Origin of the sequence: Mycobacterium simulans (genome assembly GCF_900232995.1) — a bacterium.
GTDB lineage: Bacteria > Actinomycetota > Actinomycetes > Mycobacteriales > Mycobacteriaceae > Mycobacterium > Mycobacterium simulans.
In genome coordinates, this window is the sequence record NZ_OCVX01000007.1 from 807,932 (window position 1) to 832,154 (window position 24,223).

At 62.5% G+C, this 24,223-nt stretch carries 21 protein-coding genes and 1 pseudogene; 10 read left to right on the plus strand and 12 right to left on the minus strand.

Going from position 1 to position 24,223, the window contains the following annotated elements; translation table 11 throughout:
- The first annotated feature begins 2 nt into the window (after positions 1-2).
- Positions 3-426 (plus strand): annotated as a pseudogene (gene tnpA / locus MSIMFI_RS25820) (IS200/IS605 family transposase).
- A gap of 149 nt (positions 427-575) precedes the next feature.
- Here the strand turns inward: tnpA and MSIMFI_RS25825 are convergent.
- Entirely contained in the window at positions 576-1,955 is a 1,380-nt protein-coding gene (locus MSIMFI_RS25825) for a hypothetical protein (RefSeq protein ID WP_191499723.1), read from the minus strand.
- A 14-nt stretch (positions 1,956-1,969) separates the two neighbouring features.
- On the minus strand, positions 1,970-2,869 hold the full coding sequence (locus MSIMFI_RS25830; RefSeq protein ID WP_191499724.1) for a haloalkane dehalogenase: 900 nt from the start codon (positions 2,867-2,869) through the stop codon (positions 1,970-1,972).
- A gap of 90 nt (positions 2,870-2,959) precedes the next feature.
- Here MSIMFI_RS25830 and MSIMFI_RS25835 point away from each other — a divergent pair, with 90 nt between their 5' ends.
- Positions 2,960-3,571 (plus strand): TetR/AcrR family transcriptional regulator, encoded by a 612-nt coding sequence (locus tag MSIMFI_RS25835; RefSeq protein WP_186243397.1) that lies wholly within the window; start codon positions 2,960-2,962, stop codon positions 3,569-3,571.
- Here the strand turns inward: MSIMFI_RS25835 and MSIMFI_RS25840 are convergent.
- The 3 genes from MSIMFI_RS25840 to MSIMFI_RS25850 form a co-directional block, all read right to left on the minus strand.
- A complete protein-coding gene (locus tag MSIMFI_RS25840) occupies positions 3,561-4,568 on the minus strand; it encodes an NADP-dependent oxidoreductase (protein WP_191499725.1) in 1,008 nt (335 codons plus the stop codon). The two genes, MSIMFI_RS25835 and MSIMFI_RS25840, sit on opposite strands and share 11 nt — an antisense overlap.
- 68 nt (positions 4,569-4,636) lie before the next feature.
- Complete coding sequence (locus MSIMFI_RS25845; protein ID WP_224770435.1) at positions 4,637-5,827, minus strand: aromatic ring-hydroxylating oxygenase subunit alpha; 1,191 nt, start codon at positions 5,825-5,827, stop codon at positions 4,637-4,639.
- Between the two features lie 5 nt (positions 5,828-5,832).
- Positions 5,833-7,083: a cytochrome P450 gene (locus tag MSIMFI_RS25850; RefSeq protein ID WP_191499727.1), complete on the minus strand. Its 1,251-nt coding sequence runs from the start codon at positions 7,081-7,083 to the stop codon at positions 5,833-5,835.
- A gap of 615 nt (positions 7,084-7,698) precedes the next feature.
- Here MSIMFI_RS25850 and MSIMFI_RS25855 point away from each other — a divergent pair.
- A complete protein-coding gene (locus MSIMFI_RS25855) occupies positions 7,699-8,514 on the plus strand; it encodes a PaaX family transcriptional regulator C-terminal domain-containing protein (protein ID WP_224770436.1) in 816 nt (271 codons plus the stop codon).
- A gap of 133 nt (positions 8,515-8,647) precedes the next feature.
- On the plus strand, positions 8,648-9,493 hold the full coding sequence (locus MSIMFI_RS25860; protein ID WP_191499729.1) for a class I SAM-dependent methyltransferase: 846 nt from the start codon (positions 8,648-8,650) through the stop codon (positions 9,491-9,493).
- Positions 9,494-10,389: 896 nt separating this feature from the next.
- Here MSIMFI_RS25860 and MSIMFI_RS29865 read toward each other — a convergent pair.
- The gene (locus MSIMFI_RS29865) at positions 10,390-10,614 is read right to left on the minus strand and encodes a hypothetical protein (protein WP_191499730.1); all 225 of its coding nucleotides are present in this window, start codon (positions 10,612-10,614) and stop codon (positions 10,390-10,392) included.
- 150 nt (positions 10,615-10,764) lie between these two features.
- On the opposite strand from MSIMFI_RS29865, the gene MSIMFI_RS25870 reads away from it, so the two are divergent.
- Positions 10,765-12,471 carry an FAD-dependent monooxygenase gene (locus MSIMFI_RS25870; RefSeq protein WP_191499731.1) on the plus strand — a complete coding sequence of 569 codons (1,707 nt, stop codon included), beginning with the start codon at positions 10,765-10,767 and terminating at the stop codon, positions 12,469-12,471.
- Between the two features lie 237 nt (positions 12,472-12,708).
- On the opposite strand, the gene MSIMFI_RS25875 is transcribed toward MSIMFI_RS25870, so the two are convergent.
- The 5 genes from MSIMFI_RS25875 to MSIMFI_RS25895 all read right to left on the minus strand — a co-directional run bounded on the left by MSIMFI_RS25875 (position 12,709) and on the right by MSIMFI_RS25895 (position 17,283).
- Positions 12,709-13,509, minus strand: coding sequence for a glycoside hydrolase family 16 protein (locus MSIMFI_RS25875; protein WP_191499732.1), 801 nt, complete (start codon positions 13,507-13,509; stop codon positions 12,709-12,711).
- 61 nt (positions 13,510-13,570) lie between these two features.
- Positions 13,571-14,761, minus strand: a complete 1,191-nt coding sequence (locus MSIMFI_RS25880; RefSeq protein ID WP_191499733.1) for a PPE family protein — start codon at positions 14,759-14,761, stop codon at positions 13,571-13,573.
- Between the two features lie 41 nt (positions 14,762-14,802).
- On the minus strand, positions 14,803-15,102 hold the full coding sequence (locus MSIMFI_RS25885; RefSeq protein ID WP_191499734.1) for a PE family protein: 300 nt from the start codon (positions 15,100-15,102) through the stop codon (positions 14,803-14,805).
- 849 nt (positions 15,103-15,951) lie between these two features.
- Entirely contained in the window at positions 15,952-16,659 is a 708-nt protein-coding gene (locus tag MSIMFI_RS25890; RefSeq protein WP_396820576.1) for a cutinase family protein, read from the minus strand.
- Positions 16,660-16,713: 54 nt separating this feature from the next.
- Complete coding sequence (locus MSIMFI_RS25895; RefSeq protein WP_191499735.1) at positions 16,714-17,283, minus strand: TetR family transcriptional regulator; 570 nt, start codon at positions 17,281-17,283, stop codon at positions 16,714-16,716.
- Between the two features lie 137 nt (positions 17,284-17,420).
- On the opposite strand from MSIMFI_RS25895, the gene MSIMFI_RS25900 reads away from it, so the two are divergent.
- From MSIMFI_RS25900 to MSIMFI_RS25910, 3 genes are all read left to right on the plus strand, one after another.
- The gene (locus tag MSIMFI_RS25900; RefSeq protein ID WP_396820577.1) at positions 17,421-18,293 is read left to right on the plus strand and encodes a lysophospholipid acyltransferase family protein; all 873 of its coding nucleotides are present in this window, start codon (positions 17,421-17,423) and stop codon (positions 18,291-18,293) included.
- Positions 18,294-18,393: 100 nt separating this feature from the next.
- Positions 18,394-19,161 (plus strand): glycerophosphodiester phosphodiesterase family protein, encoded by a 768-nt coding sequence (locus MSIMFI_RS25905; protein ID WP_191499859.1) that lies wholly within the window; start codon positions 18,394-18,396, stop codon positions 19,159-19,161.
- 26 nt (positions 19,162-19,187) lie between these two features.
- Positions 19,188-19,994: a DUF1906 domain-containing protein gene (locus tag MSIMFI_RS25910; RefSeq protein WP_191499736.1), complete on the plus strand. Its 807-nt coding sequence runs from the start codon at positions 19,188-19,190 to the stop codon at positions 19,992-19,994.
- Positions 19,995-20,557: 563 nt separating this feature from the next.
- Here MSIMFI_RS25910 and MSIMFI_RS25915 read toward each other — a convergent pair.
- Positions 20,558-22,021 (minus strand): APC family permease, encoded by a 1,464-nt coding sequence (locus tag MSIMFI_RS25915; RefSeq protein ID WP_191499737.1) that lies wholly within the window; start codon positions 22,019-22,021, stop codon positions 20,558-20,560.
- Positions 22,022-22,320: 299 nt separating this feature from the next.
- Between MSIMFI_RS25915 and MSIMFI_RS25920 the strand changes: the two genes are divergently transcribed.
- Both MSIMFI_RS25920 and mmaA2 read left to right on the plus strand, forming a co-directional pair.
- A complete protein-coding gene (locus MSIMFI_RS25920; protein ID WP_191499738.1) occupies positions 22,321-23,115 on the plus strand; it encodes a hypothetical protein in 795 nt (264 codons plus the stop codon).
- A gap of 184 nt (positions 23,116-23,299) precedes the next feature.
- Complete coding sequence (gene mmaA2, locus MSIMFI_RS25925; RefSeq protein ID WP_191499739.1) at positions 23,300-24,160, plus strand: cyclopropane mycolic acid synthase MmaA2; 861 nt, start codon at positions 23,300-23,302, stop codon at positions 24,158-24,160.
- Positions 24,161-24,223: the final 63 nt, after the last annotated feature.

Consider the following 24,223-nt stretch of genomic DNA (forward strand, 5'->3'; position numbering starts at 1 on the left):
ACATCGCGGTTGCGGCAGGCAGCGCCAACCACCGGCGTGGCGCCCACAGCGTCTCGGCGCTGTGGGCACATCTTGTATTCGTAACCAAATACCGTCGGCGGATTCTGGATTCGGCGATGCTGGACTTCTGCGAGCACACCATGTCGGGTGTGCGCCGATCTGGATGCCGAGTTGGTTGAGTTCAACGGCGAGCCCGAGCACGTGCACCTATTGGATGCTTACCCGCCCACCCTGGCGGTCGCTACACTGCTACGCCGGCTCAAAGGCCGCTACAGCTACACGGTGCGCCGCGAGTACACCGGAACGTGTGTGCGCGCCCGGATGCCTAGCCACCTGTGGTCGCCTTCGCATTTCGCCGCATCGGCTGGCGGAGCGCCGTTGTCGGTGATCAAACGCTACATCGAAAACCAAAACCGGCCCCTTTAACATAGGCAACGTCCGACAGCGACCGGGTCCGCGCAGCTGCTACACCGCCACCCCTGCCACTGGTTACTTCAACCACCAACATGATGCACTAACCGCGCTATAAAGTAGCGCGGCTTGCGCGCTACGACTCCCGGTCAACCGGATTGCGATCAGACCACGCTTACTCGTGCAAGGGTGCAAATAGTCGGATAGTACAGATCACGATTCCATCCGACCGCGGGAAACACGACGCCCTGGAAGAGGCTTGGGACTGGAGTGCGCGCAAGTTCGTGCCCGGTTTCGATGTCGATCGCCACGACATGGTCTGCGCAGCGGCGCCCGCCTGCCGCGCGCACACCCCTGTTGTTCAACAGCGGCCCGCCGTACGTCATCAGGCGGCGCAGGCGATGGCCACGTAAGCCGGGGAGTCTGCCGTGGAAGTCGTTGATCACGACCTCGCCGGTGTCGGCGAATCGGACCATGTGACTGGCCGTGGCGTACGGGCGCCGCCACAGGCGTTCCAGTCCGGAATCGCCGAGGCGCCAGGCGGCAAGAACACCATTGGCTGAGTCATAGCCCAATGCGATCCGGCGCTGTGGGTCGTACAACGGTGGATTGGTGACGGCACCCCGAGCGATGCCGCAGACGTCGACGAACTCGTGATCGGTTGCGTCCGTTAGGGAGACACGGATCAGCTGATTGGCGCTGGGCGCCACACCGGCGGCGAGCATCGAATGGGTGTAGGTGTGTTCGCCGTTGTTAAGGAACCACATCTGGCCGCCGTCCACCACAGGATCCCAGCCGTAGCTCTGGTCCGGCCTGCCGCCATAGCGCAGCACCCAGCTGTCGTCCAGCTCAAGGCGTTCCGCCGACGGGTCCCAGATGTAGCGGTACGTCGTGGTTACACCCACCACGTAGATGGCGTGGCCGTCGCTGGACAGTCGTGCGATCGCTCGCTCGGGCAGCTCGACCTCGGCGCAACGCGGCTGCAGACTTTCGGGTTCCAGCAGCGAGAGCCGGGCTCGCCGCGAGTCATTCTTTCGATCGAGATCCTTTGTGGCAATGGTCCCATCGGCGAGGATGACGAACGAGTTGTACGGGCGGGGCTGGGGCAGCTCGCGCCGCTCGATCACCGAGCAGTCCGGCGCCAGTCGATGGCACCAGCGTCCGAACACCGTGTAGAGCGAGCCGTTGGCATGGGCCGCGAGCCCGCCGGGCCAGAACGGCCCCGCGGCCAGTTCCGGTGAACGTTCCAGTGGCCGTAGCGACTCGGGGTCGATGCGCTCGACCCACCCGGTCGACGGACTGTCGAGCATCCGCGGCCCCAACGTGTGCCGAAGCACGTACACCTCGCCGGGATCGCGAAGCACCACCATCGTCACCGCGTAGGCGTCTCGAGTCGTTACTTCAAGGCGTTCGCCGTCGGCGATGCCGAGTCCGCGGCTGCCGTGCGGCGCCTGGGTACGGCGCGGCCCACCGTCCTCGCCCGGCCACGGGCTCGGCCAATATCCTGCCAGTGCGTCGTCGCGACTGGAATCGTTGGTAAGCAACTGTTTTCAGCTGGCTAAACCTTGGCGAGCAGGCCAAGCAGTTCCCCGGCCAATTGCTCACCACGGTCTTCTTGAACGAAGTGCGCGGCACCCTCAATTCGCACCTGCTCGTGTGCAGAGGGGATCAAGTCGCAAAAAACCTGTCCCGACCTTGGGTAGGGGAAGACAGGGTCGGTGTCGGAGAAGGCAACGAGAGCTGGTTTGTGCCATCGCGACAGCTCGTCGCTGACCGCCTGCATTTCCGATACGCCAGGGGCGTCTTCGCTGATGGGGACCAGCAGCGGAAATTGCGCAGCGCCGGCCTTTGACTCTGCAGTAGGGAACGGCGCCTCATAGGCAGCCACGACGTCATCGGAAAGCTGGCTGGTCGTGGCTCCCTGGATGACGAATCCGACGGGCAAATCCGGATTTTTTTCCGCGAAGTCGCGCCAGGCCATGAATCCCTTGGACACCCGTCCGGTGAACAGACCGGTATTCAAAATCATCAGCGCCTCAACCCTATCGGCGTTTTCCACCGCCCAGCGCAGTCCGATCGGGCCGCCCCAGTCTTGGACAACCACCGCCGCGTTATGCAGGTCGAGAGCGCCCAGCACCTTCGCGACCAACTCGCTGTGTCGGTCGTAGGTGTACCAGCGCCGGTCGGTGGGTTTGTCGGAGCGTCCGAAGCCGGCGAAGTCGGGAACAATGACCCGGTGGCCGGCCGCGACCAGCGGCGTCACCATCTTGCGGTAAAGATAGGCCCACGTCGGCTCGCCGTGAAAACACACCACCGGCGACCCCTCCCGTGGCCCCTCATCCAGATAGTGCATCCGCAAACCGTCGACCTCCAGGTAGTGCGGTTCGAAGTCGTACCCAGGAAGGCGCTCGAAACGCGAATCGGGTGTTCGGAAAACATCCGGGTTGCTGGAGCTCATTGCTGCCATCTCCAATTCGGTAGGGCCGGCGATGGTGCACACCGTAACGGATTTTTGACCGACCAGTCAACTATTCGATAGGCTTTGTGGGTGCCACGAACCTCCGACGCCCGGGATCGCATCGTGTCAACCGCGGCACGACTGTTCCTCGAGCGCAGTTACCACGACGTGGGTGTGGAGGAACTCTGTGGCGCGGCTGACGTTCGCAAAGGCAGCTTCTACCACTATTTCTCATCGAAAGCTGAACTGGCGAAAGCGGTTATCGATCTCCACATGCAGGCTTTTCAAGCGCGCCTGACCAGCCAGCCCGGCGCCACGGCCGCCGACAAGTTCGCCGCGATTCCAGACGCGATCGGCGCCATCCAGACGGCACTGTATGCGGAGTTCGGACGCTTCGTCGGCTGCCCGTTCGGCAACCTGGCAGCCGAGCTGTCGACCACCGATGAAGCGGTGCGCATCCACCTCGCCGCGCGGTTGGCCGTACTGGAAGAGCAACTCGCCCAGGTCTGCCGCGAGGCCGCCGCTGACAAGATATTGCGCGATGACGTCGACCCCGATCGGCTGGCCCACGCGATATTCGCTCATTACCAGGGTCTTATCTTGCTCGCCAAGCTGCATGGCTCGAGCGCTGCTGCGCTGGCCCCCGCGCTGCACGACTTCGTTGACGGCTACCTAATCGACGAGGTCAGAGCTAGACCTTGACCATAAGCTTGCCAACATTCTTACCGTCGAACAGCATGTTGATCGCAGTCGGCAGCTGCTCGAAGCCCTCAACGACGGTCTCGAGCGGCGTCAGCTTGCCCTCGGAAATCAGGCTGGCGATCTCGCCAATTGCCTCCGGCGCACGGCCGAAGTGGTCGAAAACAATGAAGCCCTGCACCGTCGCTCGCCGGATCAGCAGGTTGGCGAAGGCGCGCGGGCCCGGCGGCGGGTCGGCGTCGTTATAGCCGGAGATCAGCCCACACAGCGCGACGCGTGCGCCAATGTTGAGACGCGCGAAGATCGCGTCCATGATGTCGCCGCCGACGTTCTCGAAGTCGACATCGATGCCGTCGGGCGTCGCAGCGACGAGCTGGGCGGCCCAATCCTCGGCGCGATGGTCCACGGCCGCGTCGAAGCCGAGCTGCTCGGTCAGCATCGCGCACTTTTCCGGGCCGCCGGCAATCCCGACGACACGGGCGCCACTGGCCTTGGCGAGCTGCCCGGCCACCGAGCCGACCGCACCCGCCGCGGCCGACACCACAACGGTCTCGCCCGGCTGCGGCTTGCTGATATCACGGATCCCGATCCACGCGGTGAGCCCGGTCATCCCGAGCGCACCCATGTACGCGCTCGGCGAGACGCCCTCGGCTACGTCGACCGGAAACAACGGCATTGTGTCGGAGGCAACCGCATACTCCTGCCAGCCGACGAGACCCTGAACGATCTGCCCGACCGCGTAGTTCGGATTCTTCGACGCAACAACCTCGCCGAGGCCACCCGCGCGCATGACTTCACCGATACCGACCGGCGGCAGGTAGGTCGGCGTGTCGTTGATCCACGCTCGGTTGGTCGGATCGAGGGAGATCCAATCGACGCGTACGAGTGCCTCGCCGTCGCCGATCTCCGGGATCGGTACCTCGCCGAGTTCGAAGGTGTCCGGACCGATGCGTCCGGTTGGGCGTTGCCGGAGCAGGAAACGGCGGTTTCGATCGGGCATTAGCGCACGGTACTCCACACGGCATCGGCGCAACATAGGCCGAACCGTTTCGCAACTCAGCCTGATGCCTACAGTCGAGCGAGTCGCTCCTCAAGGACGGCGTGGAAGTGCCCGATGGCGCTTTCGTGCCGACCAAACTCCACGAAAGCGCTCGCGCCTGCGCGTAAACCACGCTGCACACCTGCAGACATCTCGTTGTCTTCTACGGCCCCTCGGTGAAGGACGCTCGAAACGCTTGCATTGTGGTTGTACGGCACGGCATTTACCGTTGCTTGCCGTGCTCGCTCGGCGAGCCCTGGCGTCGTCATGACGTACGTAGTGACCGTGGAGCGGTCGACGCCGACAGGGTCGATCGCGATCACCGCCACGCGATCGGGCAACGTCGCCACAATCGTGTTCGGGAAGAGGTGATACACGTAGGTCAGCCGGCCACCGACCGTCCAGGTCGACGTCGGGCGCTGACGCAGTCTTTCAATATTGCGGTACGGGAAAGTGATTCGGCTGTTGGGGCCGAAAGTTTCTACGATACTGAGGTTGTCGTACTGACCCGGGTAGAACGTGTCACGGTGCGTTGAGCGAATATGATAGCCCTCCAAGAACTGTTCGACGAGAATCTTCCAGTTAATTTGCTGGACAATTGATTCCACGAACACTAGATGCTCAGCCGACACCAATATGTCTGCCCACGGACTCCCGTCGGTCAACTCCCTAGCGGCATCGGTAACCCTTGGTAAGGAATCAGTGCCGTGATCATCGAGCGCATCTATCACAACGAGGCCGTCGACCTCACGACTGGCAATTTCAACCAATCCGCGTGTCGACATGTCTAGATCGGGGAAGCCCCCCGCGTGGGGAATGTGGGCCAGCTCTCCATCGAGGCGGTACGTCCAGCCGTGATAGCGGCACACAAGCGCACGGGAACAGCCCGCGCCCGCAACGAGAGCCATTGCGCGATGACGACACGCGTTGCGAAACACCCGCGCCTGACGATCGCGGCCGCGTACGGCGAAAAGTGGCACGCCGAAACTGATCCGTTCGACGTGGTCGCCCGGATTCGGTATAGCCGCCGACGGAATGAACACACTGGGCGAACAGCGCAGTAACCGCAGTTCCTTGGCAAATCGGCTTGGCTGGAGATAATTCTGCACCGGTTCGCGCCAGGCCTCGCCCTCGTCGGTTGTGCCGGCCTCGATGTGGGCAAGGACTCGCCGGATGATCTCCAGATCATCGGCGACGCGAAACTTTCCGGACGCGGCCACGCGGATCAGCCCTCTACCGGACACTTGCCCGTGTAGTCGACCTGCCAATGTTTGATGCCGTTGAGCCATCCCGACCGCAGTCGCTCCGGCGCTGCAAGCGGTTTGATATCCGGGATATTGTCAGCGATGGCGTCGAAGATCAGCTCAATCGTCATCCGTGCGAGGTTCGCCCCAACGCAGTAATGCGCCCCGGTGCCGCCGAAACCGACGTGCGGATTGGGATTTCGCATGATGTCGAACCGGTACGGATCGTCAAACACGTCCTCGTCGAAGTTGGCCGACCGGTAGAACATCACCACCCGTTGCCCTTCTTCGATCCGCACTCCGGACAATTCGGTGGTCGCCAGCGCCGTACGCTGAAACGCCGTGATCGGGGTCGCCCAACGCACGATCTCGTCGACCGCCGTCGCCGGCCGCGTCTGCTTATACAGTTCCCACTGGTCGGGGAAGTCGATGAATGCCATCATGCCCTGGGTAATCGAGTTTCGGCTGGTCTCGCTGCCCGCGACGGCCAGCATCATGACAAAGAAGCCGAACTCATCGTCGGAGAGCTTTTCGCCCTCGATGTCTGCCTCGATGAGCGTGGTAACGACATCCTCGCCGGGGTTCCTTGTCTTGACCTCGGCCATCTTCATTGCGTAACCGATCAGCTCCGTAGAGGACACCTTCGGATCGATGTGGGAGTACTCCGGGTCCTCGTTGCCGGTCATCTCGTTGGTCCACCGGAATAGGTCCCTGCGGTCCTCCTGGGGTACGCCCAACAATCCGGCGATCGCCTGCAGCGGCAACTCGCACGACACCTGCTCGACGAAGTCACCTGAACCTTGCGCCGCGGCCAGCTTGACGACGCGCTGAGCCCGCTCGTGAAGCTCGTCGCGCAGCCTCCCAATGGCCCGCGGCGTAAATCCGCGGGAGATGATCTTGCGCAACCTAGTGTGTTGCGGCGCGTCCATGTTGATCAGGACCAGCCGCTGCAACTCGATGTCCTCACGTGCAATGTTGTCGTGAAATCGGGGAATCACGGTGTCTTGCCGGCTGGAGAAGACGTCGCTGCGCAGCGACACCTCCCTAACGTCTTTGTGCTTGGTCACCACCCAAAAGCCGCCGTCGTTGAAGCCGCCCTTGCCGACGGGCTGTTCGCACCACCAGATGGGTGCGCTCTTGCGCAGCTCCGCAAGTTCGGCGACGGGGATCCGATCGACATAGATGTCGGGGTCGGTTGGATCGAAGCCGAGAGGCAGGTTCGGGCAGATCATGGCTGAGCTCCTTGATTGCGACGTGTTCTACGGCGCGGTGGGTTGCGGTGCCATCGATGGCGCGCGGATCCACTCTTGTCTTAGCATCACAATATCAATGTCATGCGTCAATTAAAATGTGGTCAACATAGATCGCGTTTGGGTGGGCTAGTCAGCTCGTCGGACACCGCGAGCGCGGGAGCACTCGGGAACCGGTCTGGGCCGGTGACCCGCCGGACGCGAGCCTCGACGACCGTCGACCGGGCCCCACTAGCTCGACAACATCAGCCTGTTAGCTATGAAACTCTCGAAGTCAGAATCGATTTCCTGCAATTCGGCGGCAGCGCCGGGGCGGCAGGCACATCACGCGTCGCAGCGGACGAAGCCCGATGGCATTGGTGGGCGCGATTCGATTCGGGTAATCCGCAACCGGGGCCAACCGGCGCGCCACGGACAGCCTCACCCCTAGGACGTCCGTCCATGCGTTAGCATTACCATGCATCAGCAATTTTGTGCGCTCCGCGCCGCTGCGCAGGGAGAGGATGAATGCGAGTACACAGGTCCGACCCCCGACGAAGCCCCGTCCGGAGCAACAACGGGGCAGCGGCCAGTCCGCGACCTAGCCAAGCCAGCGAAGTGGTCGGGGACAGCCGGCTCAACGCGCGCTCGGTGCTCGCCTCGGCACTGCTGGGCGCTGATCAGCCCTGCCTTACGGTCGGTGAGCTCGTCGGGGTGGCCATGCTTTGCGGCATCACAGCCAATGCCGCCCGCACGTGCCTATGGCGAATGGTCTCCAGCGGCGAACTCACGTGCGATAACGGAACTTACGCACTCGCGGGGCACCTGCTGGAATTGCGCCAGCGCAAAGATGAGGCGGCCCAAATCAACAACGCGGTCACGAAACGTTGGGACGGCACCTGGGAACTGGCGGTCGTCGCACTCGACCGCCGGTCGAGAAACGATCGACTCAAGCTCCGCAAAGCTGCTGCGGCCCTGCATCTGGCCGAACTGCGAGAAGGAATCTGGGTCCGTCCGGACAACCTCGATGCACGACGGCTACCGATGTCACGTGCCGTGCTCGAGGGCCAGTGCGTTTACTTCCATGGGGCCGCGACTGCAATGCCCGCCGACATCGTGAATTCGCTTTTTGCCCTTGACACTTGGGCTGCCGACGCAAGAAGGCTGATCGCGGCGATGGACGCCGAGCTCGACATCGAACCAGCAGACTCTGATACTGAGCTCGCCGATGGCACCTACAACGCGTTCGCACTATCGAAGGCCGTGGTGGAGCATTTGCTGCTCGATCCATTGCTACCAGCCGAACTCACCCCGAAAGAGTGGCCCGGACATACCCTGCGCTGTACCTACCGCCGTTTCGACGATGCAATCAAGCAACGAATAAGGGACGCGTTCCGCCGATCGGTGCAGGGTCGTGTCTCACCGGCGATGTAGACGGTGCAACGGGGTAGCTGCATCACAATATAGCGGATACATAGCGCTTATTTCGTATGGCGCCACACGTGTGGATACGTAAGTGTCCCGTCAGGTAGGAAAGGTGTCGCCCGCGGAGTGTATAACGCAAGCCATGGCAGACGCGGGCCACGTCATCACCCATGTTTCCGATACCGCCCGCTGGACGGCGTTGCATCGGGCAACCGAATCGAAACGTCCGGACGCGTTGTTCAGCGACCCACTCGCCGAACGTCTCGCGGGTGAACGAGGCCGCGCTATCGTCGCCCGATCTCCACGGACGACCCGCAACGGTTGGTGGCTCGTTGCGCGCACCAAGATCATCGACGACATCATCTTCGAAGCGATCGCCGATGGCTGTGACCGGGTGTTGAACCTGGCAGCCGGGTTGGACACCCGACCGTATCGGTTGAGCCTCCCGCCCAACCTCACCTGGGTAGAGGCCGATCTGCCGCCGCTTCTTGCGGAAAAGTCGCGGCTGCTTGCCGACCAGACGCCGCGATGCCGGTTGATTCGCAGCGCCGTCGACCTAGCCGATCCGCGCCCCCGCAACGACTTCTTCAACCAAGCGTTGGACGGCGCGGCCAAAGCGCTGGTGCTCACCGAGGGCCTGTTGATGTACCTCGACGAACGTGATGTCGTCGCGCTCTCCGAGGCGATCAAGCGACCCGAGGTCGCGTGGTGGGTACTCGAGCTCGCCGGACCGGGCCTGAAGAAAATGCTGAACAAGAAGGTAGCCGGCATGCTGCAGAATGCGCCGTTCAAGTTCGCACCCGAAAACGGGTTGGCATTCTTCGAAGACCTCGGCTGGCGCATCGCGGAAACAGAACCGCTGCTTGCGGCCGCCCACCGGTTCCGTCGGTTGCCCATGTCGATGCGCCTGGTTGCCCGCCTGCCTCAGCCAGATCCGCGTCACCCCGGCGGTAGGCCATGGAGTGCGGTTGCCGTCCTTACCCGGTGAACCGGGATTGATCGACACGTGCCCATTCCGCATTCGCGTGAAACACCTCCGATATAGAGATTTCGGCATTACCGAAATCTCGACTCGAAAAAACATGAAAGCTGTTGAGCACCAATCTATTCGCGACCTAACCTAACCCTAGCCGGGAGCGGTGGGTGGAGCTTGCTGGGCAGGAGTGGCTGCGAGTTCACGCATTACCCGCTGGCCCTGATCGCGTCCCCGGACGTGAACTTGAACTTCGTGTCGAATTCGCCACCGACGTTTTCACCCCGGCTGGCGTTGAATCACGGATCGGCCGGTTGGAGCGAATACTGGTGACGATGGCTGCTCACCCGGGTCGGGCATTGTCATGCCTCAAATTCATGAGTTAGCGCGACGCAAGAGAGAACGTTACTGCCGTCCCGCCTCCCATATCAGCCCCGATTCCGGAATACCTGGCTCCAACCACACCAGCCCAAGAGGTGTTGGCCGGCGTCTACGCCCCGGGTATTCGATGTCGACCCAGTCGCGGCCTAAGTTCGCGCATCCACGCAGCCGCCCGTAGCCACATGTCCGTCCGCCAATATTCGAGGTGACTGATTCGCATATCACACCGGGCGAGCGGGCCTTCACCGATAACCTCTGCCGCCGATCCTCGGCATTTCGTCCCTTGGGAAGGCCTAACGAGTACCCTCAGCACCGGTGCCGCCAGTGATTTGCCTCCTATCGGACGTAGGTAAGGATCGGATTTCAAATTCACGGCTAATTCTCATCTTTTGCCACGGTTTGATCACAGGTTTGCTAGGAATCCTGAGCTCCAAGGCTAAGAACACATGGTTGTGGATTTGGCATTGCGCGTCGGAGAGGAGTTGACAATCGTGGCGAGTGCATCAGGGGCGAAGGTAATTTGCCTACAGTCACACCCGGCTTGGGCTGCTGCACAGCGGCGCGAACGTCAACTTCAAGAAGAGATGCGTCGCCATCCGGCATACCTGGGCCGGCAACGCGCCGCTGCAATGGGTGGCGACGTCGCGATCGGTGTGCGCAACTTCGCAGTGTGCCCAGGCACCGACACCCCAGCCTGACGATTCCTCGGTACCCCATAGTGGCTTGACCTCTGTGGGATAAAAGCTCGCCACCACGGGTTCTAAACCACCCTGCTGTTGCAGCGTGTCGCAAGCGACTTGAAGACCAAAACGTTCAGCGTATTGCGCCAGCCTCCCGGTAGTACTACAGTCGTAGTAGCATGAATTCACCGGTTGACGAATTATGGTCAGAAGGGCTGGTCGGCGATGACTGAGGAATTGACTGCGGTACTGATCGTCGGGGCTGGGCCGACGGGGTTGACGCTGGCGAACGAACTGACCCGGCATGGTGTCGCGGTGCGGATCGTTGATCGTGAACCGGCGCCGCTGACGACATCCCGTGCTCTGGTCGTACAGCCTCGGACTTTGGAAGTCTTTGACGACATGGGCGTTATTGATGAGGCGCTCGCGGCAGGTAGTCCGGCCACATCGCTGACGATCGCGTTCCGGAACAAGAAGGTACGAGTAGACCTCGCCGGCGTGCTGACCGGACCCCAGAACTACACGGCCTACCCGGCGCTGCGCACACTATCGCAGCACGACACCGAGCGGATTCTCACGCAGGCGCTGTCCAAGTGGGGCATAGAGATTGACCGCGGGCGGGCGCTGATCGATCTAACTCAGGACGGCGACACTGTGGAAGCGTCGCTGCGTGATCAGGACGGATCGATCGAGATCGTGCGATGCCGCTGGATCATCGGCTGCGACGGCGCACACAGTGCGGTCCGCAAAGCGGCTGGCATCGCGTTTACCGGTTCCACCTACCGCGACGACTTCATCATGGCCGACGCCGAACTCGACTGGGAGCTACCACACGGCGGCCTGTACGGTTTTCCCAGCGCTGCTGGCATATTCGCGGCGTTTTCGATGCCGGGGGAGAAGCGGTACCGCATCTTCGGCAATGTCCCGCCGGGGCTCGACGGGCCCCGGGCGGAGTACAGCGAGCCAACCCACGAAGAATTCCAGGCGATGCTCGACCAGCGAGTGCCGTTCCCCGCCAAGGTGATCAAGGAGCATTGGGTTACCCGCTACCGGGTGCACAGCCGTGTGGTGCCCATATATCGCCAGGGCAGCGTCTTCTTGGTTGGGGACGCCGCACACGTGCACAGTCCCGTCGGGGCCCAAGGCATGAACACGGGTATCCAAGACGCCTACAACTTGGCGTGGAAACTCGCGCTGGTTGAGCGCGGCATCAGCGACGAACCGCTCCTCGACAGTTACGAGGTCGAACGTCATCTCGTGGGCGTTCAGTTGCTCAAGACGACGGACCGGCTGTTCACGGCTTTGTTGGGCAACAACCCGTTTTCCAGGATCGCCCGCGGTTGGTTGGGCCCAACCGTGGCAGCGCGAGTGCTCACTCAGCGCTCATTGCGCCGTTGGTTCGTTGGCAAACTGGCTCAGTTGCGGCTGCGCTACCCGCACAGCCCGCTCAACGCCCAGGACGGCTCTGGCTGGGCTGATGCCCCAGCTCCAGGCGACCGGGCACGCGAAGCCGACGTGCTGATCGACGGGAAGCCGGGACGCCTCTACGAGGTATTCCGCGGCATCCACCACACCGTGCTGCTGTTCACCGGCCTCGACGACCAGGCGCGACCAGCCGTGGAGTTGTGCCGAATCGCCGAACAGATCGAGCGGGCCTATCCCGGTCTGGTGCGGGCGCGCGTAATCACGGCGGAACGCTTCGCCGACCATCCGATGGCACTGGGCGATCCGGATCGATCGGCACACCACCAATACGGGGTCACATCCCACTGCGCGTTTGTCATCCGGCCGGACGCCCATGTCGGCTACCGCGGTCGGGCGGTGGAACTAGACCGGCTTCTGGGTGACCTAACAACCCGACTGCCCCGCGGTGCTGCAAACTCGGACGCCACGAAACCGCCGGGTCGGGCCGCGGGCGTGGGCAACGGCTAAAGCAAGGTGCCGTCGGCGGGTTCGCTGACCCAAGCGGCAAATGCCGGCACACCGGCCCAAGGGGTCGCGCCACCGACGTCCGCCGGTCACTGCCACCACGGCAAAGAGATGGCCAAACCGCAGCGCCGCCGCCTCAAACCCGCACCGTCCATGCCGGACGACTGCGGACTGGCGTGCACGCGACAGAACCGCCGGGCGTAGCGCGCGACAAGCGGCCCGACGTCCATGGGTCGTGTCTTACCAGACGCGCACCCAGTCGACGAGCATCTGTGCGGGATAGGTCCCCGGACCGGGATCGCCGCCACCGGAACCAGCAACCGCGAGATTTAAGATGGGAAACACCTGGTAGCCGGGGTTGTTGAAGGGCCAGTCCGCCAGCGAGTTCGCCGCAACAGTGAAGTATGGCTGCGCGCCCTCCGCGTAGTCCTGCCAGAAGCGCATACCGGCCTCATCCCACTGGACCCGCCAGGTGTGCCAGGAACTGTCCAGCGCGAGGTTGTGGGTCTTCCATTCGGAGCCGTTGGCTTTTGCGTGAACCGTGGTCGCTGCAGGCCACTTGCCGTTGCCGTACCACTCAAGGATGTCGATTTCGCCCTGAGCATCACTGGACAACCACCAGGCCGGCCAGCAGCCGGCGGTGAGGCAGTCGAGCTTTATTCGAGCCTCCCAAGTATGGCCGATGCCCCCTTGCCACGGGCTGAACACCTTGCCGCCGTAGTACGTGTTGCCGTCCTTCGCGGCGCGGATGACCAGGTTCGAGTTGCCGTCGAGGAACACGTTCTGCCGATCGTCTCGGTACTGGCCGACATGCTCGGGTAACTCCCAGTACGTCGGGTCCTTGATCGTTTCGCGGGCTTTCGACACCGTCCATTTCGACGGATCGGGGGCAGCGCCAGCGGGTCCATCGAACTCGTCATGAAAGAGGAAGTTTCCGGGCTGACCGTTGGGTGCGGCACGAGCCGGTACGACGGGCGTCGCGGCTGCCAGCGCACCGATGCCCGTCATCAACAACAGGCTGCGACGATCCATGTCTGGCATAAGCAAGGCACCATAGCAGCCCAGGCCGTATGCCGCTAAAACTGAGATCGCCCGACCGGGGTCACCCGGCGGCAGGTGGTTTTGCCATCACCGAGGGCCTGAAACCGTAACTCGGCAGGTTGCGCCCGTACTGACCGCCGACAAACTGGCCAAACGGGGTCATCGGAAGGGTATTCAGCCCTTCCGCCCCCGCCGGGACCGTAGCGGCGTTGGTAAGTGCCGCCACCCCGGGGTTCGTCATGGCGTTCACCGGAGCCCAGCTTGCCGGCACCGACAACCCGCCCAGCGGAAGCGCCTTCCCCAGACCCGCCGCTACGCCACCGGCATTGGCTGCCGTCGATCCAGCCGATGCGCCTAATGCCTGCGCCGCACCTTCGGCGGCCTTTGCCGCGGGAGCCGCCAAACCCTTCGCAAACGTGGTCATGGCCGTGATCCCGTTGCTGATCTGCCCAAAGGACTGTCCCATCTGGACGGACATCTGCGCCGACGAAATGTATCCACCGAGATACTTCGTGTACATCGAGGCCAGGTCGTCGAACGGCGTGTAATTGACCAGAAAGTCATCGATTGGCTTGAGATTTGCCATGCTCAAGTTTGGCGAGGACAAGGTGTTCAACAGGCCGGAAACCTCGTTGTTCGTGCTGCCCAGTACCCCCTGCACGCCGTTCTGCGCGGAATTCTGGACCGCGGACGCGACCGCGTTGGCCTGGCCGGCCACCCCGGAGGGGGTGGTCACTTCCGCCGGCGCGTTGAATTCGGTCAGCTGCGATGCCGTCGACGACGAACTCGCATATCCGTACATAGCCGCGGCGTCCTGAGCCCACATCTCGAAGTACTCCGCCTCAACGGTGGCGATCGCCGCGGTGTTCTGGCCCAAGAAATTCGTCGCGATCAACGCCGCCAGCAGAGCACGGTTAGCTGCGATCACCGGCGGCGGCACGGTCCCCGCGAACGCCGTCTCGTACGCCGCCACTGCCGCCCCCGCCTGACTTGAGGCCAGCTCGGCCTGCTCGGCACTATTGTCCAGCCACGCGACAAACGGAGTCGTGGCCGCAACCAGCGACGCTGACGCCGGCCCCAGCCACGGACCGCTGGTCAGCCCGGAAATCACGGACCGATGCCCCGCGGCGGCCGCGTGCAAGTCGGCGGCCAGCCCGGCCCAAGCCGCCTCTGCGGCAAGCAACGAACCCGCCCCCGGGCCGGTGTACATGCGGCCAGAGTTGATTTCGGGCGGCAATACCCCATAGTCCATGTCTCAACCCCTCTAGCTCTCGGTTCGACCTGCCGACCCGCTCAGCCAGCCGCCGTTGCGTTCGCCGCCTCGGTCTCCGCATACGAACCCCCACTGGCCGCCAAGGTTGCCGCCAACGACTGTTGAATCCTGACCGCACGCGTAGCCAGCGCCTGATATCGCTGCGCATGGGCGGCGAAGTGCGCCGCCGTCAGCGCCGAGACCTCGTCCGCGGCCGCCGGAACAACCGCGGTCGTCGGCCCGGCAGCAGCAGCATTGCCGACGGAGAACGCGGCGCCGATCGATTGGAGATTGCTGGCTGCTGCCGACAGCAGCTCTGGATATGCAGTAACGAAAGACATGGGATTTCCCTTCAGCGATGCGGGAACTGCCGAACACGCCGATGTCTCGGCTACCTCGAACGCTATAAACCGGGAGCTGGCCTACTCAACGCTGCTGATCGCGCAGAATCGATGCTGATCTTGCTGTTTTGCCAACATTCATGCTGATTTTAATCACAGGAGCTTCACAGGAATTCCCCACGGTCTGTTCATTGAACATATGCACATTTTGTGCGCAGATACGCAGTTCCACAGCGCACGGCGTCTGCCCTTATCATCCGCACCGCCGGTTTCCAAGATAATTGTTCACCCAGAGTTAATGTATCCGCGTGCGATTCTCACCGCCCAAAGCGAAACAACCAACCGAGGCGCCTATCACCCGAACGAAATCAGGCTGATCACATGACTTTACCCAATTAGGTTGAGGTGTCGTTCGAGCGGCTGGCAATTTCGGAGTTTGTCGCGATCACCGAACCAGGCGCCCTGCCACTTGTTGGCCGAGGTGTATCTGGTCCGTGATCTTCATGCGACAGCGACGAAGGACGCTCATCTTCATGATGGCGCTTGCGGTTATCGCCGCACTGCTGACAGCACTGTGCCTCGGCTATCACTTAGGCCGCCGCGCTGGCTCGGCACCCGCAATCCGGAAAAGACGAAGACGTCGAGCGGCGCTGGGCAGGTTCGCGATCAGCCTGATCGTGCTGATGGTTGCTCGCCGTATCCAGCGGAGCTTTATGGTCAAACGTGCGCTTCCCGACGCGGCGGGAGGCTGGGGGCTGAAACTTATTGAGTCGCTTCAACTCCGACGGGGTCGGCGACGACTCCACAGACCGATGACCCGTTGGGCCCACATGACGCGCGCGTGATCGACTACAGCTTGCTCGCCACGAAGTCGGCAGCCTGGTTGGCCATGCCCGCCTGGACGTACGCATTGGCGAGATGTTGCGGCCAATTTTCTTTCCAGGTGTTCGGGTCGGCCGGGTTGCAGACCGGATCGGCGCCGTGGCACAACTCGATGGTCCGGTCGTTGTAGAGCGGGTTGAAGTTCGTGATGGGCCCAACCCACTGGCTTCCATTGCCGAACAATGCGACAGCAGCGATGTGCTGATCGATGCCGTCGGGCAGCGGGCTGTCGAATCCGAAGGCGGACATGGGAACCGCGAGCACTATGTCGGTGACCGCCGCACCCAGCGAGTAGCCGCCCAACACCAGCCGGGTGTCCGGGCAAGTGTTGACCATGTATTGAACATGGCGGCTCATGTCGTTGGCGCCGACATCAACTTCACTGTCGGCGGGGTACTTCACCGCATAGGTGCCCATGCTCTTGCCGCCGATCTTGGAGCTCAGCGCGTTGATGAAGGCATTACCGAGCACGCCGGGCCCCGGCGATTCGAATCGGCCGCGGGCGAAAACGACCTCCACTTGCGAACAGTTTGCCGCGGCGGCCGATGGCGTGGCCCGCAGCGCTGTTGGCGGCAACACCATGTCAGCGACCGCTAGTGTGGCGGCGATTGCGACTGCGGCGACGCCAACCCGAAGGCCAACGACAAGCGGTTTGAGGGGAAGGGAAGCGTGCACAGAAGGATGTTAGCGACTCACGCCCGGTTAGGTGCTTCGAAAAAAACATGAAAATCAGCGTCCGGGTTTGACGATACGGGCCGCCGCTTCGACAGCGGCGGCGCGGCGGCTGGCAAGAACGTGCGCATCGGTGGTTGCCATCGCGGGGTCGGGCCAGCGCGCCCAACCTAAGGCGATTCCGAAGAGCAGGACCACCAACTGCTGCGGCTCCCAGGCGGGATCGACGTAGCCCAGGTCCTGCGCCTGTTCCAAAGCGGCAATGCCCTGATCGTGTGGCCGCTCGCCCTCGATTTCCGGTGGGGCGAGCGGAAAGCCCTCCAATTGCGCCCAGGTGATCATCCGTATGTGCTCGGGCCGACGTTGGGCCAGATCGAAGATGTCGCCGACAAACTCGGGTACTGCCTCGGGGCGCAATTCGACGGTCCGGAAGAACTCGGCACCGTCGGCCGCAACCACGTCTCGAAAGAGGGTCTCCTTATCGCCAAAATGGGCGTACAGGCGTTCCTTACTCGCACTGGCTGCTCGGGCAATGCGGTCGATACGCGCACCGGCCAGGCCGTACTGCGCGAACTCCGCGCGCGCGGCCGCAAGAATCTCGTCGCGGAGCTCCGTTGTCGTTCTCACAGGAGAATTTTAAGCAGACAAACTAGTTTGTTTGTTAGCGTGCTTAGCAGATCTACAGGGAGGAAGGGCGGTCATGGGCGAGGTAAACCTGCTCGAGCAAGCGATTGTCTTGTTCTCCACTCCGGGCGGAGGCGAGCGTGGCTGACGGCCCAGACCTCGCCACCATCATGGAGCCGACGGGACGAGTGCAAACGCTGCGACGAGTTCTCGACACCGTTGTCGACGGCATCCGTCCCGTAGTGGACCTGTATCGACCGTATGTCGACGGTGTGGAAAATCTTCCCGCTGACGGGCGATTCCTGTTGGTGGGCAATCACACTCAATCCGGCGCGGAAGTCTTTATGATCCACGATGCCGTGCGGCGCGCCATCGGAACACGAGTGCGACCGTTGGCGGACCGAGGCTTCGGACGCATGCGTGGCCTACCGGCTGATCTGCTGGCGGCTTTCGGCGGCGTAGTGGGGGCGCCGGAGACAGCGCGCGAGCTCATGCGTCACGACCAGACCATTCTGGTTTTTCCTGGCGGCGGCCGGGAGATCGCAAAGTACAAGGGCGAGGAGTACACGCTGCGCTGGCAGGGCCGTTCGGGATTTGCGCGGCTGTCCGCGGAGAACAGCTATCCCATTGTCCCGGCCGGTCTTGTCGGCGGCGACGACGTCTACCGCAGTTTGACCACCCGTGACAGTGCCGTCGCAAGGTTCGGTGAAGCTTTGGGCCGCAGGCTGAATGGTCGGCCAGACATGGCCATGCCGTTGTTGCGGGGGATCGGCCCCACCCTCATTCCTCGACCGCAACGGATGTACCTCCGGTTCGGCGCACCGATCCTTACGACTAGGCCGCGCGGCGTCGGAATTGAGGCGTGGACGCAAACCGTCAAGGAACGAACACAGGTGCAACTGGAACGAATCCTGGCCGACTTGCTGCGGCTGCGAGACGTCGATCCCTACCGCGGGCTCAACCCGCTGGCATGGCGCGAAGCGACCAGGCCAGCGGTGCCTGCCCACCTGTGATGCCCGAATAGTCGCCGCGGCAGCCGATCTCACCATTGCGACGACATCACCGCGGCAGAGTTGAGATACTTCGCTTATGGGCGACGGCGGCGTAGGCACCGTGGAGTTTCTTAGCGGCACTGGACGCATTGCTATGGCGCACAGGGGATTTACAGCATTCAAGTTGCCCATGAACAGCATGGGGGCGTTCCACGAAGCCGCGAAGCTTGGTCTTCGCTACATTGAGACCGACGTTCGCGCTACTCGTGACGGCGTGGCCGTAATCCAGCACGACCGGATATTGCGGCCCGAGGCGGGTGCGTCGGGCGCAATCGACCAGTTGTTGTGGCGAGATGTTCGCAGCGCGGACTTGGGCGCGGGGGAGTCGGTCCCAAGCCTCGAGGAACTCCTTGTCGCCCTACCTGGCATGCGGATAAACATCGATATCAAAGCCGCCACGGCGATCGAGCCGACCGTCGACGTCATCGAGCGGTTGAACGCGCACAACCGCGTGCTGGTCACCTCATTTTCCGATCGTCGCCGACGACGCGCGTTACGCCTGTTGTCCAAGCGGGTGGCCAGTTCGGCGGGGACGGGTGCGTTCGTCGCGTGCCTGGCGGCGAGAACCCCCGGCAGCTGGGCATATGCCTGGCGGACGGTGCGTGACAGCGACTGCCTACAGCTGCCACCGCGATTGGGCGGTGTGCCGATCATTACGCCGGCGCTGGTGCGAGCCGTTCATGCTTCGGGACGTCAGGTTCACGCCTGGACGGTCGACGATCCCGGTGTCATGCATGCACTGCTCGACATGGATGTCGACGGCATCATCTCTGATCGCGCGGACCTACTTCGTGATGTCCTGATAGCCCGCAGCGAGTGGTGGGCGTAAGGCGTCTCGCTTGGTACCATCGCGCGGTGCCCGAATCGGCTGCCCCCGGTAGACGCGGCAAACACCGATCTGTTTCACGACGCGACGTCCTCAAGTACGCCCTAACACCGGTGCTGCTCACCGGAGGAACCCTGGCCGCCGCACTCGGTGGGCACAGGGCATCTGCCGCAAACATCAGGCTGATCGACTTTGCAGAACAACGGATAGCACCGCAGGAGATCAAAGCGGCCGGCTATGACGGGGTGGTCAACTACGTATCCGAGTCGCGGCCAGGCGCCAACTTCGAGGCCAAGCCCATCACTCGCCAGTACGCGGACGAACTGCGCGCAGCGGGTCTTCACATCGTCAGCAACTTCCAGTACGGCAAGCCGGGTTGGCCTACGCCGTCGGATTTCACCCGAGGGTACGACGGCGGCGTGGCCGACTCTCAGACAGCTCTGCGCCTGCACGCCGCGGCCGGGGGCGGCAGTTCTGCCCCGATCTTTTTCAGTGTCGATGAAGATATCGACCTCAACACCTGGAATAGCCTTGCGGTCGAATGGTTTCGAGGTATCAACTCGATACTGGGCGTGGCCCGTACCGGCATCTATGGGCATTGCCAGGCGTGTACGTGGGCAATCAACGACGGCGCAATCGGGCACTCAACCACCGCGGGGCGTCGGTGGGCGTGGCAGACGAAGTCGTGGTCGCATGGGAAGCGGGAGCCCGCGGCGGTGCTGTACCAAGAGATCGTCAATAGCGAGGCGAACCCAGGCCCCCTGCTGGGCGGTATTCACGTCGATGTGGACGAGGTGCTTGCGGCGGATTTCGGGCAGTGGGATCTCGATCGTTGACGTGACCGATCACGCGGCACGTTCACCCTCGATTCACCGAATTGGTGCATGAGTCATATAACCTGCAGACCACTGGGTTTCGCCAAATGGCGTCGGACACAACGACACTGTCAAGGAAAGGCCACAAAGAGTAACGATTTGCACAGCGCGCTGGCATGGCGACCGAGCGGATGGAAGTGTGATGCCTGTGAGTGTTGAGGTTGACGAGCCGGCGCACTGCTCGCGCACGCAATGGCTGGATAGACCACCCCAACGCTGTGCGCGTGGCCACTGGTTGCTGCCGGGACACATGATCGTCGGCACCGTTTCGTGTTCGCGCGGCATGCATATCTGCTGGGAATGCGAGTGTGGTGCCGCCACATATGCGCCGGCATTGGTTGAGTCGTGCACTGTCGCTACCGAACTGGCTTCGACCGCAGGCGTTCAGAGTAATGGAGGATAAGGGGGTTAGCTTTCATGCTCGGCTCAGTTATGGATGGTTGGGCAGCCGGGTGGCTTTGGCCGCATGTGGAGGTGACACTCGGCGCGTCGGCGTCCGGCCATTCTGAGGAAGAGCCGGAGATCTAACGCGTTGTCGCCGTGTCGCCCACGCGGCTGATGGCTCGGTAGTAGTGGAGGTAGGCGAGCGCCGGTACCACGATGAACGTGATCACGATCAAGGATATCGAGAAGTAGTTGGGCTGGCTTCGCGACAAGACGATGGACCGATAGTCGAAGGACACCGCCAGCCCGATCGAAATCGCGAACGCAACGACCGGTAACACTTTGTCAGTGAACGGGTTTCGCCGCACTGCCGCGTGCTCCTCCCGCTGAGACTGCGCCAAGGCGATGAGAGCGATTGGCACGATTATGAACTGTACGAACCTGGCGATCACCGCCAGGCCGGTGAGGTTCAGGCTGTCGAATCGAAGCGCCAGCGGAAATGCGAGTGCCAAAGAAGCCGTGATGGCGAAGGCGACCATCGGCACACCGAACCGATTGTTACGAGCCAGGCCGGTAGGCAGAACACTCCCGTCGGCCAGCGCGGTCCATAGCCGTGGAGCACCGAACGAGGCAGCCACGTTGATGCCGAACATCGAAACCAAGGCTCCAACGACAACGACCGTTCGGAAAGTATCGTTTCCGATGGCAGCCGCCAGTTTGACCGTGTCGGGGGAGGCGACGATCTTGTCCGATCCCAGCAGCATCGCTACGACCAACGCAAGCACATAGATCGCACCCACCGAGAAGATCGCTATGGGTATCGCCCTAGGGAGGTTCCGATCCGGCTCTTCCATTTCCTCGGCAGCGTTCGCGATCGATTCGAAGCCGGTGAATGCGTACAACGCCGCGATCGTGGCAAGCGCCAAGCTCGAGACAGTGCTCTTACCGATCTCGGCGATTCCGAGCACTGAGTATGACGCCGGGTGGTATGCCAACTGTGACGTTCCGTAGTTGTTCATGCGCTGCGTGACGATGATCCACAATCCGCCGGCAATGAACACCGAAAGCGCGAATACCTTGCCCAGCGTTGATGTTCCGTTCGCCCACTTGATCACCCGGTTGCCGAACAAGTTGATGACCAACAGCACGGCGATAAAGCCGAGGAACGCTAGCGTCTTAACGCTTAGTACTCGTTCGTCGTCGGCCCAGGTCTTGCCGGGGAAAGCGACCCTCAACAACGTTGAGACGAACAAGGACGCCAGCACTCCCCATGCGATCGAGGCGGTAATCGCATGGGTGACACCAACATAGATGCCAATCCGCCGCCCGAATGCGGCCGTCGTGTAAGCGTAGGAGGCACCGTTCGTCTTGACATACCGCGCCGCCGTTGCAAACACCATCGCCATGATGCCTGCGAAAAGGCCGGCCAAAATGTAAGCAACCGGTGCAAAGGGTCCGGCGAGTTTGATGACCGCACCTGGAGTCAAAAAGATACCCGCTCCGATGATTGCGTTGATCCCGAGCATGACGACGCTCCAGAAACCAAGCTTGCTAATCGCAGTTCCTCTCGCAGGCTTAAGGTCTTCAGCGTGCCACAGATTCATCTCAAACTTCTTTTGACGTCCTGCGCGCATTGAAGTAGCGCCGTGGGCGCACCAGCAGGGAAGGTTCGCGCCGAGCGGATCTGTCGCTTCGAAGCCCCGCGGACACTTTTATAGGCGCCACCGACCTCCGCGAAGGCGGATGCCTGCGGCCTCGCCGGTCACCCGCCGTATGCACCGATCTGGGTGCTGAGTTGGTTGAGTTCAACGACAAGGCTGACCAAAGTCTCTGCGCTCTAACGCGATTGCCTCGGGCCGAAATGACTAGGCGGCGCGGCTGAATCATGAGAGATCATGGCGTCATGGCCGACGACGAACTCGACAGCTTGTATTGGGCGCAGCCGGATGCTTTCACCGCCCAACGAACAAGACTGACCGCCGCGGCCAGGAAACGCGGCGACGCCGCCGCCGCTAGACGAATTTCGGCGGCGCGCAGACCCACGACAACAGCATGGATAGTCAACCGGCTCGCGCTCGAGCATCGGGATACCAAACAGCGCCTGGCCGACCTAGGCGACCGCCTGCGCGCCGCGCACAGCGCTATGGACGGCGACCAAATCCGGGACCTATCCGCCGAGCAACACAAACTCCTCGATGAACTCGCTCGAGCCGCATTCGCAGCGGCCGATGTACACAGGCCGTCGTCGACCGTGCGTGATGACGTGACCAGCACGCTGCAAGCTGCGGTGGCAGACCCAGCGGTCAGAGACCGACTTGGTCGATTGACCCGGGCCGAGCAATGGTCTGGGTTTGGCGCGTTCGGCGATGCTGCGCCGGTCGTGCGGACCGCCCGTGCCGGCAAGGCGAAACCGGAGCCCAAGACACGAGACGAAAAGGCAGAGCATCAGCGGTTGGAAAAATTGAACGCGGCGGTGGCCGCGGCCAAGCGCGCCAAGGTTGAAGCCGACGCCACGCTGTCGGAGCGCCAAGCCGAACGCGATGCGGCTCGGCTGCGTCGTGACGAAGCCCGCACAAGGCTTCGCGACGCACAGTGGGAGTTGAACAGTGCGGAGAACCGCTATGAGGAAGCAAAGCGAGCCAGCCGGGCCGCCGCGGAACTGGTTGACGAGGCCCATAAAGCTGCCCAGCGCAGTTGACATGGGGATATTGCTGCTGCCCTTGGCCTTTCGCACGGTGAGCGACAACTACGTACGCAACGGCCCCGATGAGATTACAACCCGAATCCGATAACATTCGCCAAACAGTGCATCGAGGATGACTTCTCAGGGTATGTCTTCGTGCAACACCGCAGGTCATCGCAGTTCGGGAAAGGCATGGGTCATGGCTGAGCTAACGCCGCACTTCGAAGATGTGCAGGCGCACTACGACTTGTCCGACGACTTCTTCCGGCTGTTTCTGGACCCGACCCAGACCTACAGTTGCGCGTACTTCGAGCGCGACGACATGACCCTGGAAGAGGCCCAAATCGCCAAGATCGACCTGGCCCTGGGCAAGCTGGGCCTGCAGCCGGGCATGACGCTGCTCGACGTGGGCTGCGGCTGGGGCGCCACCATGCGCCGGGCAATCGAGAACTATGACGTCAACGTCATCGGCCTGACGCTGTCCAAGAACCAGGCCGCCCACGTGCAAAAGTCAATCGACGAGATGGACACGCCACGGACCAGACGGGTCGAGCTCAAAGGCTGGGAACAGTTCGACGAGCCCGTCGACCGCATCGTGTCAATCGGGGCGTTCGAGCACTTCGGCCACGATCGTCATGCCGACTTCTTCGCGCTCGCCCACAAGATCCTGCCCGCTGACGGGGTGATGCTGCTGCACACGATCACCGGCCTGACTCGACAGCAGATGATCGACGAAGGCTTGCCGCTGACGTTGTGGCTGGCCCGCTTCTTGAAGTTCATCGCGACCGAAATCTTCCCGGGCGGCCATCCGCCAACGATCGAGATGGTGGAGGAGGATTCGGCGAAGGCCGGGTTCACCCTGACCCGCCGGCAGTCGCTGCAGGCGGACTATGCGCGGACCCTCGACCTGTGGGCCGAGGCCCTGGAGGCCCACAAGGACGAGGGCATCGAGATTCAGTCCGAAGAGGTCTACGAGCGCTACATGAAGTACCTGACCGGTTGCGCCAAGCTGTTCCGCGTCGGCTACATCGACGTCAATCAGTTCACCCTCGCAAAGTAAGGGCGCCAGGGTCGGAGCCGGCGGGTCGGGGCGTGACGACACCCCGCGAGCCGATAGCTCGCG

Coding starts and splice junctions, on each gene's coding strand:
- MSIMFI_RS25920 (WP_191499738.1), top strand. CDS start 22,321: ATGGCCGACGACGAACTCGACAGCTTGTATTGGGCGCAGCCGGATGCT.
- MSIMFI_RS25875 (WP_191499732.1), bottom strand. CDS start 13,509: ATGCCAGACATGGATCGTCGCAGCCTGTTGTTGATGACGGGCATCGGT.
- MSIMFI_RS25885 (WP_191499734.1), bottom strand. CDS start 15,102: ATGTCTTTCGTTACTGCATATCCAGAGCTGCTGTCGGCAGCAGCCAGC.
- MSIMFI_RS25915 (WP_191499737.1), bottom strand. CDS start 22,021: ATGAATCTGTGGCACGCTGAAGACCTTAAGCCTGCGAGAGGAACTGCG.
- mmaA2 (WP_191499739.1), top strand. CDS start 23,300: ATGGCTGAGCTAACGCCGCACTTCGAAGATGTGCAGGCGCACTACGAC.
- MSIMFI_RS25830 (WP_191499724.1), bottom strand. CDS start 2,869: ATGAGCTCCAGCAACCCGGATGTTTTCCGAACACCCGATTCGCGTTTC.
- MSIMFI_RS25850 (WP_191499727.1), bottom strand. CDS start 7,083: ATGATCTGCCCGAACCTGCCTCTCGGCTTCGATCCAACCGACCCCGAC.
- MSIMFI_RS25870 (WP_191499731.1), top strand. CDS start 10,765: ATGACTGAGGAATTGACTGCGGTACTGATCGTCGGGGCTGGGCCGACG.
- MSIMFI_RS25840 (WP_191499725.1), bottom strand. CDS start 4,568: ATGCCCGATCGAAACCGCCGTTTCCTGCTCCGGCAACGCCCAACCGGA.
- MSIMFI_RS25860 (WP_191499729.1), top strand. CDS start 8,648: ATGGCAGACGCGGGCCACGTCATCACCCATGTTTCCGATACCGCCCGC.
- MSIMFI_RS25880 (WP_191499733.1), bottom strand. CDS start 14,761: ATGGACTATGGGGTATTGCCGCCCGAAATCAACTCTGGCCGCATGTAC.